Source organism: Anabaena sp. UHCC 0451 (assembly GCF_034931405.1).
In the GTDB taxonomy this organism is placed as follows: Bacteria; Cyanobacteriota; Cyanobacteriia; order Cyanobacteriales; family Nostocaceae; genus RDYJ01.
In genome coordinates, this window is the sequence record NZ_JAYGHA010000002.1 from 1 (window position 1) to 10,947 (window position 10,947).

The window sequence follows — 10,947 nt, forward strand, 5'->3', positions numbered from 1 at the left end:
CCTAGCAATTAGAATATCTGTAGAACCATTAATAAAACTATGAAAACCACTTTTATTTCCACCTATATGAAAATCAACTGTCAGCCCTGTAGCCTCAATTGCTTCTTTTAGCTGATCTACAATTCCCTCTACATAATGGGTATAGATGATAGTTTTAGGGTGAAGTTCTTTAATAATTGTCGGAATTCTAGCACGAGTAAGAATTTGCTCCATTTTCAAAATGGATGTGCCATGCTCTCGGAGTTCATCAACAAGATGTGTACAGTCAATAGGGATTTTTTTGATGGGAGGAACATAGATATTGGGTTTAACTCTAGAACGAATTCCTAGAGTAACAAACGCCTGATACAATTTCATGCAGTTATTAAGTGTAGCTTTTTCTCCTAAATCAAGATATTTCTCACCTGTAACTAATTCAACTAAACTTTTACCTTCTTTGAGATTATTAATTACAGGGGTAGCACTCATCCCAAGTACATGGACTTCTGGATTTTTTTCCGCTGCATTAGTAATCAGAGCCATTACCATTTGCCGTCGTTTAGAAATATCATCTCCTCGTTGCTTACACCGATGAATTTCATCAATGATAATTAAATCAATTTTATAGCGTTCCAACAGTTGACCAATTTGAGTAGGTGTTGAATGTTGTTGAAAAAGTTCATGATTAAGGATGATGTAGTGATGTCCATTATTAACATCATCCCAATATGGATTAAACCTTCTTTCAGTCACTTTACTATCAGGAAAAACTTGCTTAATTTCACTATGCCAGTTTGAAACCGTATCTCGCGGACAAATGATGATTGTTAAATTAGCATCAATAATACGGCTACTGAGGATACCGCCAATAGTTTTTCCTGTTCCAGTTAAGGAAAGATTTAGCATCCGCTTTTGGCTACGTAACCGCACCGCAGCTAATTTTTGCATCAGGTTTGGCGGCGTTATCTTGCCATCTTTCCGAAATCCCCACCCTGCTGGAATGGCAATATTTTTTGCTTGATAGTATTCATCAAGGAATTGATCTCTTACCTGGCGGCCATATCCTTCATTTGTAAATTCCTCTACTGCTTCTACTGCTGATTCATCTTGAAAAACATCTGCCCAAATTCGGTTACGTCTTGAAGCTATAAAAAACTCAATTGCTTCTTGATCTGCTGAAGTTACTACTTGACTATTCAGAAATTCTAAGCTTTTCTGTACTCTATGTTTTGGTAGCTTATTGGAATTTTCAGAATTATAAAATTGATCTAATGTATCAAATGCAGTATTGATATCTAGAGAATTTGAGTTAGTAATATTATCAATTACACTCAATTCTTTATCAGCATTAATAACTTCATTATATTCTATTTTAGGGTCGGATTTTGTTACTTCTTTATCTTGTAAAAAGCTTTTAAGTTTAGTCCCAGAAAGCTTACCCTTAATCACATCTTTGATAATCTTCAGTCCTGCTGAATTTTGAGTACCTAAAACTCCAGCTTGTTCAAATATTTTGTAGCGTTCTGCGGGAGTTAGATTAGGTATATGCTCTTCCAAACTAGCAACAAACTGACGGATTGCCTCTATAGTCCAACCAGAACCACAACGAGCGCAACCGTTATTTCCAAGATTCCATGAACATCTTGTAATAGTTCCTATTCTCGTTTTCCATTCATATCCATCATATGAACATTTAAACCAAGCTTCTTGTGTAGAACCTCTTGTTAATTGATGAGGATTTAAACCTAATATATCATTTTTATGATAATCCCAATACTGTGCTATGTAATCAGGATAAAGAGCTACTAATGATGTACTTTCAGTAGCTATTAAACCCCGACAAGCAGGACAGCCACTATTGCCTTTTTTCCAGGAAACCTTAGCTAATAGAGTAATTTTTGCTTGCCATTCATACCCATCAATAGGAAATTTAAACCAAGCGTCCTTATTAGATCCAATGGTTAACTTCATCGGATCTAACTTTAGTTCGTTATTTTTGTCATAGTGCCAATATTTAGTAACTTCTTCTGGAAACTCAACAACAAGAGCATCTCTACGTTTCCACTCCCCTATCTTTCGCTCATCAGTCCCATTGCAAACCCTACAACCAGGATTGCCTTTAGACCATTGCTGGTTAATTATTATGGCAATAGTTCCTTCCCATTCATTGCCATCAATTTGACATTTAAACCAAGCTTTCTTATTGCTACCCAGAGTTGTCTTATCAGGTTCAATACCTAATTCTTGGTTTTTCTCGTAGTTCCAATACTGCTCAACTAATTCTGGATAAACCTCTATCAGTTTAGGTTGTTTTTCAGCCTTTTTTGTCTTTCCCGCACAAACAGGACAGCCGCTTGTTTCACTTCTTACCCAACTTATTGTAATAGAGTAGGGGTTCTTTTTCCATGAATGCCCATCAATAGGACATTTAAACCATACATACTGAGTTACAGTACCCGCAGGGATTTCTTCAGGGTTCAAGTCACCATTTTTTTCATAGTCCCATAATTCGGCAACTTGTTTTGGATAGAGAGCAGCTAAACTTCTCGCATATAATTCAGCTTTTGCTTGCTCTTGCTTTTTTTCTTCAACAATAGTTTTCTCTTGTTCTCGCTCTTCCAGATACTCTTTAAATGCAGGGTTAGAATTGAGGACTTGCCTAACTCTTTCTCTAGTTACTTTATAGTGATCTCCAATTTGTTGATAGGAGAATCCTATCTTGTAAAGTTCAAGATACTCATTACTTTTATCAAGCTTTTTTTGCCTCTGAAGTTCAATTTTAGATGGTTTTTTGATATCTATGGAATTTTCTGATGGATTCATAAGTAGTGCAGTATAGTCGTCTTGCAGATACTTCCAGAGTTTCTTACCAAAGGAAGAAAGATAAAGCTGTTCATCTTTTTGTGTGACTAATTTATGCTCAATTAAACTAGATACCACATTTTGAAGGTTATTAAAGTGACTAATAGGAAGAGGACTATTTATTAAAGCTTGGATAATCTGAAGTTTTTGAGCGATTTCCTCAATATTTTGCGTATTTACCATAGTTGGCTTATGAGTGTGTGTAGTTTTAGTAACACAAGCATTATTACTGTTAATGCAGTTTATTTATGTATATAAACTATCACATTATTTATGTATATATTTCGTCTCGTTCCCAGAATCTACAAGGTAACTACCGTGCAGTTGGGGAAGGAGTCTGTGAGCTAAAAATTGACTATGGACTAGGCATCTATTAATGATGGAGAAGAAGGTTATCCTCCAATTGATGCGTAAACAGATAGAATATTTCTCTGTCCTCAAGGTGCATAACTTCCATGACCACCATCTCCGAAAATCCCTTTTCCCCTCAAGAAATAGCCTCAGAAGGCATAAAACCAGAAGAATATACCGAAATTGTCCGCCGCTTAGGTCGTCATCCCAACAAAGCCGAACTAGGAATGTTTGGGGTGATGTGGTCAGAACATTGCTGTTATAAAAATTCCCGCCCATTACTCAAACAGTTTCCCACCACTGGACCCCGCATTCTCGTTGGTCCGGGTGAAAATGCCGGAGTTGTGGATATCGGCGATGGACTACAATTAGCGTTTAAAATAGAATCCCATAACCACCCTTCCGCTGTTGAACCCTTCCAAGGCGCTGCAACCGGAGTTGGTGGGATATTAAGAGATATCTTTACAATGGGGGCGCGTCCCATTGCTTTATTAAATTCTTTGCGCTTTGGAGATTTAGATGACCCGAAAACCCAAAGATTATTTACAGGCGTTGTAGCGGGAATTTCCCATTATGGTAACTGCGTTGGTGTTCCCACGGTTGGCGGTGAAGTATATTTTAACCGCGCTTATTCCGGTAATCCCTTAGTTAACGTCATGGCACTGGGATTAATGGAAACACCAGAAATAGTCAAATCTGGCGCTGCTGGTATTGGTAATCCTGTCTTATATGTGGGTTCAACCACCGGACGGGATGGCATGGGAGGCGCTAGTTTTGCCAGCGCAGAATTAACAGATGAGTCAATGGATAACCGTCCTGCGGTGCAAGTGGGAGATCCATTTTTAGAAAAATCCTTAATTGAAGCTTGTCTAGAAGCATTTAAAACCGGGGCTGTGGTTGCGGCTCAAGATATGGGTGCTGCTGGTATAACTTGTTCGACTTCAGAAATGGCTGCTAAAGGCGGCGTAGGTATTGAATTTGACCTAAATAAAATTCCAGCGCGGGAATTGGGAATGATTCCTTATGAATATCTGCTTTCGGAATCTCAAGAACGAATGTTGTTTGTGTCCGCCAAAGGACGAGAACAGGAATTAATTGATATTTTCCATCGTTGGGGACTGCAAGCGGTAGTTGCGGGTACGGTAATTGAAGAACCTATTGTAAGAATTTGGTTTCAGGGGAAAATTGCTGCCGAAATTCCGGCTGATGCTTTGGCGGAAAATACGCCTTTGTATGAAAGAGAATTATTAACAGAACCCCCCGAATATGCTCAAAAAGCTTGGCAATGGACAAGTGATAGTTTACCTGCTTGCAATGTTGCGGGTATTGAAATTGCGGGAAGTTTGCAAAGTTGGAATGATATTCTATTGACTTTGCTAGATACTCCTACTATTGCTTCTAAAAGCTGGGTTTATCGCCAATATGATCATCAAGTTCAGAATAACACTGTATTGTTACCCGGTGGTGCAGATGCGGCTGTAGTTCGTATCCGTCCTTTAGAGTCTCCCCAGTCCCCAGTCCCCAGTCCCCAAAGCGGTGTTGCGGCTACGGTAGATTGTAATTCTCGCTATGTTTATCTTGATCCTTATGAGGGTGCTAAGGCAGTAGTAGCGGAAGCTGCCCGGAATCTTAGCTGTGTGGGCGCTGAACCCATCGCTGTGACGGATAACCTCAATTTTGGTAGTCCAGAAAAACCCATTGGTTATTGGCAATTAGCGTCCGCTTGTCGGGGTTTGAGTGAAGGTTGTCGGGCGTTGGGAACGCCGGTAACTGGGGGGAATGTCTCTCTCTACAATGAAACTTTTGATGCGGAAGGTAATCCTCAACCAATTTATCCGACTCCGGTTGTGGGTATGGTGGGGTTGATTCCTGATTTAACGAAAATTTGCGGACAAGGTTGGCAAAATGTAGGTGATATAATTTATCTTCTGGGTTTACCTATTCAATCAAAAATTGAATTGGGTGCTTCTGAATATTTGGCAGCTATTCATAATACGATCGCAGGTAAGCCACCGAGAATTGATTTTGATTTAGAACGGCGTGTCCAAAAAGCTTGTCGTGACGGTATTCGCGCTGGTTGGGTAAATTCTGCCCATGATTCGGCTGAAGGTGGTTTAGCTGTAGCGATAGCGGAATCTTGTCTTTCTGGGAATTTGGGGGCAGAAATTAATTTCCCAATTAGTGCAAATCACGATTCCCGTTTTGATGAAGTGCTGTTTGGTGAAGGTGGGGCGAGAATTTTAGTTTCTGTCAGTGAAGAAAACCAAGAAAAGTGGGAATCCTATTTAAAGGAACACCTTACAGATAATTGGCAAAAACTGGGAACAGTTTCTAATTCCGGTAATTTAGAGATTTTAACCGCTGATAACCATCAGTTACTCCAGGTTAGTCTCGAAGATATGAGCGATCGCTATTCTTTAGCCATCTCCAACCGTCTCGCTATCTACACCAATACCTAACCAACAGCAAAAATCAAGGTTTGAACATGAAAATTTACAATTCATACTCTATCCTTGACCAATTTACGGTACTGTTTTAATGGATGGTTAAAGATTTGTTAAGAGGCAGGATTCAGGAGTCAGGAGAAAAATTAATTATTCCCTAATTCCCAATCCCTAATTCCCAATCCCTAATCCCCAATCCCCAATTCCCCCAGTTCCCACTGACTCGACACCCCACCAGGAGCAAAACCAGCATGATTCCCCTTAATTCCGTTACCTTGGATGAACACCGTCCTGACAAGCCAGAAGAAGCTTGTGGTGTTTTTGGTATCTATGCCCCAGAACAAGATGTTGCTAAATTGACCTATTTTGGATTGTATGCTCTCCAACATCGGGGTCAAGAATCTGCTGGTATTGCTACCTTTGATGGAACGCACGTACACCTGCACAAAGATATGGGTTTGGTGTCTCAGGTATTCAGTGAAACTATTTTAGAAGAGCTACCAGGTAATCTTGCGGTTGGTCATAACCGCTATTCTACTACCGGTTCTAGCCGCAAGGTGAACGCCCAACCTGCTGTGGTGGAAACTCGTTTAGGTAATTTAGCTTTAGCACATAATGGTAATTTAGTCAATACAATCCAATTGCGAGAAGAATTACTCAAAAGTAATTTTCACTTAATCACAAGTACGGATTCAGAAATGATAGCTTATGCGATCGCTGAAGAAGTTAATGCAGGTACAGACTGGGTAGAAGGTGCTATTCGTGCTTTTCACCGCTGTCAAGGTGCATTTAGTCTGGTGATTGGCACACCCGAAGGTATCATGGGAGCGCGGGACCCTAACGGCATTCGTCCCTTAGTTATTGGCACTTTAGATAGCGATCCAGTCCGTTACGTTCTCGCTTCTGAAACCTGCGGTTTAGATATTATCGGTGCTGAATATCTGCGGGATGTTGAACCAGGTGAATTAGTTTGGATTACTGAAAAAGGTTTAAAATCAATTGCTTGGAATCAACAGCCCCAGCGCAAATTGTGTATCTTTGAAATGATCTACTTTGCCCGTCCTGATAGTTTGATGCACAACGAAACTTTATACAGCTATCGGATGCGGTTAGGACGAAGACTAGCAGCAGAATCACCCATAGAAGCAGATTTAGTATTTGGTGTACCTGATTCTGGCATACCTGCGGCCATTGGTTTTTCCCAAGCATCAGGTATAGCTTATGGTGAAGGGTTGATTAAAAATCGCTACGTCGGTAGAACGTTTATTCAACCTACCCAAAGTATGCGCGAAACGGGGATTAAAATGAAATTAAACCCCCTAAAAGATGTGCTATACGGTAAACGAGTAGTAATAATTGATGATTCTATCGTCCGAGGAACTACTAGCAGAAAACTCGTTAAAGCCTTACGTGAAGCCGGTGCAGCAGAAGTACACATGAGAATATCTTCTCCTCCTGTAACTCATCCTTGTTTTTATGGTATTGATACGGATACACAAGATCAATTAATCGCTGCGACAAAATCAGTTGAAGAGATAGCGAAACAGTTAGAAGTTGATACCCTTGCATATTTGAGTTGGGAAGGAATGCTAGAAACAACTAGGGAAGATACAAATAGTTTTTGTTCTGCTTGTTTTACAGGTGATTATCCTGTGGCTATTCCTGAACAGATGAAGCGTTCTAAATTGATTTTAGAAAAAGCTGTAGTTTAGTCAATGGGTGAATAATTCTCAATCTCAGGTGCAAAAACGCAAAGAATAGAACTTGTCGGGTGGGTTACGCTATCGCTAACCCATCACGTTCGCATTTTTGGAAATGGGAAATCTGGGATTTGATAATTTAAATCCCAAAATTATTCAAGAAGTCGGGTATTTGAGCCTAAATTAAATTATACAAATTAAAAATCAACCCAGTACGGATAAACTCCTGAATTATGTCCAACACCTCATGCTGAATGCAAGTTATAATCTTCTTGCGGAGCAACTTTACAAAAATTTATGAGTAATCCCCTTGTGCAAGCCTTTTTTGTAGGCAGAGCAGTAGCTGAAGTAATTAATGAGCGTGTAGAAGTCGCCTTGACTGACGCTTTGAGTGAGTTGGGTAAATTTGATGCTGAAGCCAGAGAGCAGCTACACCAGTTTACAGAGGAAGTAATAGCACGAGCTAATCGGGCAGCTGAAGCCGCTGAAACTGGCGCAACTACCACAGGTAGTAGTGTAGATGGTGCAGGTTCAACAGACTTACAGGCTGAAATCGACGAATTACGCGCAGAAATAGCCTTGTTGCGAACCGAACTACAAAAATATCGCAGTACGTCAAAATAGAAGTGATAGGGAACAGGGAACAAGGAACAAGGAACAGGGAACAGGGAACAGGGAACAAGGAATAGGCAAAAGTTGATAAATTTTACCCAATCCCCAATCCCTAATCCCTAATCCCTAATCCCCAATCCCCATTAATCAAAAAATCCAGGAGATAGAGTGTCTTTTGCTACTGGCAATTCAGGGAATACCCAACGGTACAAAAAAAATATGGAACAAAGTTACTCAGATAAAGCTTACCGTTGGAATCGGGAAAAATACTCTAGCAAGCGCCGCTTTGTAGATATTTGGTCTTTTGTTTTGACCTTAATGTTCAAACTTTGGCGGTATAATAAAGATTGGAGTTATCCTGGTGGTGTAACGGAAGCCAAACAAGCTACTAGACGTAAAGCCCAAGCGATTTGGATTAGAAATACGTTTTTGGATTTAGGTCCGACTTTTATTAAGGTGGGACAGCTATTTTCTACCCGTGCTGATATTTTCCCTGGTGAATATGTAGAGGAACTATCCAAGTTACAAGATAGAGTACCAGCATTTAGCTATGAGCAGGTAGAAACGATTATTGAGCAAGAATTAGGTAAAAAAATCCCTGAATTATTCCAGAGTTTTGAACCAGTTCCTCTTGCTGCTGCTAGTTTGGGACAGGTTCACAAAGCTGTGCTGCACTCTGGGGAATCAGTAGTGATCAAGGTACAACGGCCAGGACTCAAGAAGCTATTTGAAATTGATTTACAAATTCTTAAGGGTATTGCTCGTTACTTTCAAAACCATCCCAAGTGGGGACGGGGAAGAGATTGGATGGGTATTTATGAAGAATGTTGCCGGATTCTCTGGGAAGAAATTGATTACTTGAGTGAAGGCCGCAATGCTGATACCTTTCGCCGTAATTTCCGCGCCTATAACTGGGTGAAAGTACCAAGGGTTTACTGGCGTTATACTACCTCCAGGATCATTAGTTTGGAGTATATGCCGGGGATTAAAGTTAGCCAATATGAGGCATTAGAAGCTGCGGGTGTGGATCGGAAAGCGATCGCTCGTTATGGCGCTCAAGCATATTTGCACCAATTACTAAATAACGGCTTTTTCCATGCTGATCCCCACCCTGGTAATCTAGCAGTTAGCCCTGATGGGGCTTTGATTTTCTACGATTTCGGGATGATGGGAACAATTAAATCCAATGTCCGGGAAGGACTGATGCAAACCCTATTTGGGATCGCTCAAAAAGATGGCGATCGCGTGGTACAGTCTCTAATTGATTTGGGAGCGATCGCCCCCGTAGATGATATGGGTCCTGTACGTCGTTCAGTTCAGTATATGCTGGATAATTTCATGGATAAACCTTTTGAAGCTCAATCAGTAGCTGCCATTAGTGAAGACCTCTATGAAATAGCTTACAATCAACCATTTAGATTTCCAGCAACTTTCACTTTTGTGATGCGGGCTTTTTCTACCCTAGAAGGGGTAGGCAAGGGCTTAGATCCAGAATTTAACTTTATGGAAGTTGCCCAGCCTTATGCAATGGAGCTTATGACTAACAATAGTGGTTTAGAGGGGAACAGCTTCTTGAATGAATTAAGTCGTCAAGCAGTACAAGTCAGTAGCACTGCTTTAGGTTTACCACGTCGATTAGAAGATACTCTAGATAAATTAGAACGTGGCGATATTCGTCTGCGAGTTCGCTCTGTAGAAACAGAACGTCTGTTAAGACGACAGAGTAATATTCAGATGGGAATGAGTTATGCTTTGATAATCAGTGGTTTTACAGTTTCAGCTACTATTCTTTTAGTTAATCATTATGTATGGTTAGCAGCAGTAGCTGGTTTAATTGCCACCGCAGTTTCAATCATCCTTCTCCGTCTAATTTCACGCCTTGACCGTTATGATCAAAAGTATTAATTATTGCCAAGAACATTTATGAAAAAAAACTTCACGGGTTCTACTGATCCCGGACTTATTCGTTCTAATAATCAAGATTCTTACTGCATAGACCCAGAAGGGCGATTTTTTATAGTTGCGGATGGTATGGGTGGCCATGCAGGAGGAGAAGAAGCCAGTCGCATCGCTACCCAAGAAATCCAAGCTTATTTGTTGGCAAATTGGCAATCTTCCCAATCCGCACAAGAATTATTAGAACAAGCTTTATTGGCTGCTAATACAGCAATTTTGCAGGATCAGCAAACTCATGCTGAACGTTCTGATATGGGAACAACTGCTGTTGTCGTGGTTTTTCGTGACCCAGAGCCACCTTTATGCGCTCATATTGGAGATTCACGACTATATCGTTTTCGGGAATCACAACTCAAGCAAATCACGGAAGACCATACTTGGATAGCCAGAGCCATCCAACTTGGTGATCTCTCAGTTGAAGAAGCCCGGTTACATCCCTATCGTCACGTTTTATCACGCTGCTTGGGACGTGAGGATGTACATCAAGTTGATGTACAACCACTAGATATAAAAGTTGGAGATTGCTTGCTTTTATGTAGTGATGGACTCACAGAAGAACTCGTTGAGCAAGAGATTAAAAGCTGCCTACAAGATGTTCCTTTGCTAGACAAAGCAGCCTTTTCTCTTGTTGAAGCCGCAAAAGAACATGGGGGCCACGACAACATCACAGTTGTGCTTGTCTCTATTGAGGAAAATTCTTAATTTGCTCAATAGTTAGTTTTAGAGACGTTTCACGGAAACGTCTCTACTGTTCTGTCAGTTATTCTTACCACTGATCAAAAACTAAATCGCAAATCGGGTAAATATACTCAGCATTTTGTTCAATTTGAGCATTTTTCCTGCTGACAAATTGATAAAAATATCTTTAAGCCTCTCAATTCACCTGACGAGGCTTAATTTTCATAATCTAGCAAATTCAGATATTGTATCTCTCACTCATATAATTCCCAACTACGAGGAGAGTAATTAGGGCTTGCTGAATAAACATGAAAAGATTACGGGTAAAGGGTTTAAGCCGTTTTCAAGTAAAAAAAAGTGCAAGT

General features: G+C 40.3%; 6 protein-coding genes. 5 read left to right on the forward strand and 1 reads right to left on the reverse strand.

The genetic code is table 11. The annotated features are described in order from the left end of the window. Positions 1-3,024, reverse strand: a 3,024-nt coding sequence (locus VB694_RS01455; protein ID WP_323358545.1) for a zinc-ribbon domain-containing protein, incomplete at its 3' end; no start/stop codon positions are given. Between the two features lie 272 nt (positions 3,025-3,296). Between VB694_RS01455 and purL the strand changes: the two genes are divergently transcribed. From purL to VB694_RS01480, 5 genes are all read left to right on the forward strand, one after another. Beyond that, positions 3,297-5,651, forward strand: coding sequence for a phosphoribosylformylglycinamidine synthase subunit PurL (gene purL, locus VB694_RS01460; RefSeq protein WP_323358546.1), 2,355 nt, complete (start codon positions 3,297-3,299; stop codon positions 5,649-5,651). Positions 5,652-5,887: 236 nt separating this feature from the next. Beyond that, the gene (gene purF, locus VB694_RS01465) at positions 5,888-7,348 is read left to right on the forward strand and encodes an amidophosphoribosyltransferase (RefSeq protein WP_323358547.1); all 1,461 of its coding nucleotides are present in this window, start codon (positions 5,888-5,890) and stop codon (positions 7,346-7,348) included. Between the two features lie 285 nt (positions 7,349-7,633). Continuing rightward, a complete protein-coding gene (locus tag VB694_RS01470) occupies positions 7,634-7,960 on the forward strand; it encodes a DUF6825 family protein (protein ID WP_323358548.1) in 327 nt (108 codons plus the stop codon). A gap of 207 nt (positions 7,961-8,167) precedes the next feature. Further along, positions 8,168-9,853: an AarF/ABC1/UbiB kinase family protein gene (locus VB694_RS01475; RefSeq protein ID WP_323358549.1), complete on the forward strand. Its 1,686-nt coding sequence runs from the start codon at positions 8,168-8,170 to the stop codon at positions 9,851-9,853. Between the two features lie 18 nt (positions 9,854-9,871). Further along, positions 9,872-10,606 (forward strand): Stp1/IreP family PP2C-type Ser/Thr phosphatase, encoded by a 735-nt coding sequence (locus tag VB694_RS01480; protein ID WP_323358550.1) that lies wholly within the window; start codon positions 9,872-9,874, stop codon positions 10,604-10,606. Positions 10,607-10,947: the final 341 nt, after the last annotated feature.

Coding starts and splice junctions, on each gene's coding strand:
- purL (WP_323358546.1), top strand. CDS start 3,297: ATGACCACCATCTCCGAAAATCCCTTTTCCCCTCAAGAAATAGCCTCA.
- purF (WP_323358547.1), top strand. CDS start 5,888: ATGATTCCCCTTAATTCCGTTACCTTGGATGAACACCGTCCTGACAAG.
- VB694_RS01470 (WP_323358548.1), top strand. CDS start 7,634: ATGAGTAATCCCCTTGTGCAAGCCTTTTTTGTAGGCAGAGCAGTAGCT.
- VB694_RS01475 (WP_323358549.1), top strand. CDS start 8,168: ATGGAACAAAGTTACTCAGATAAAGCTTACCGTTGGAATCGGGAAAAA.
- VB694_RS01480 (WP_323358550.1), top strand. CDS start 9,872: ATGAAAAAAAACTTCACGGGTTCTACTGATCCCGGACTTATTCGTTCT.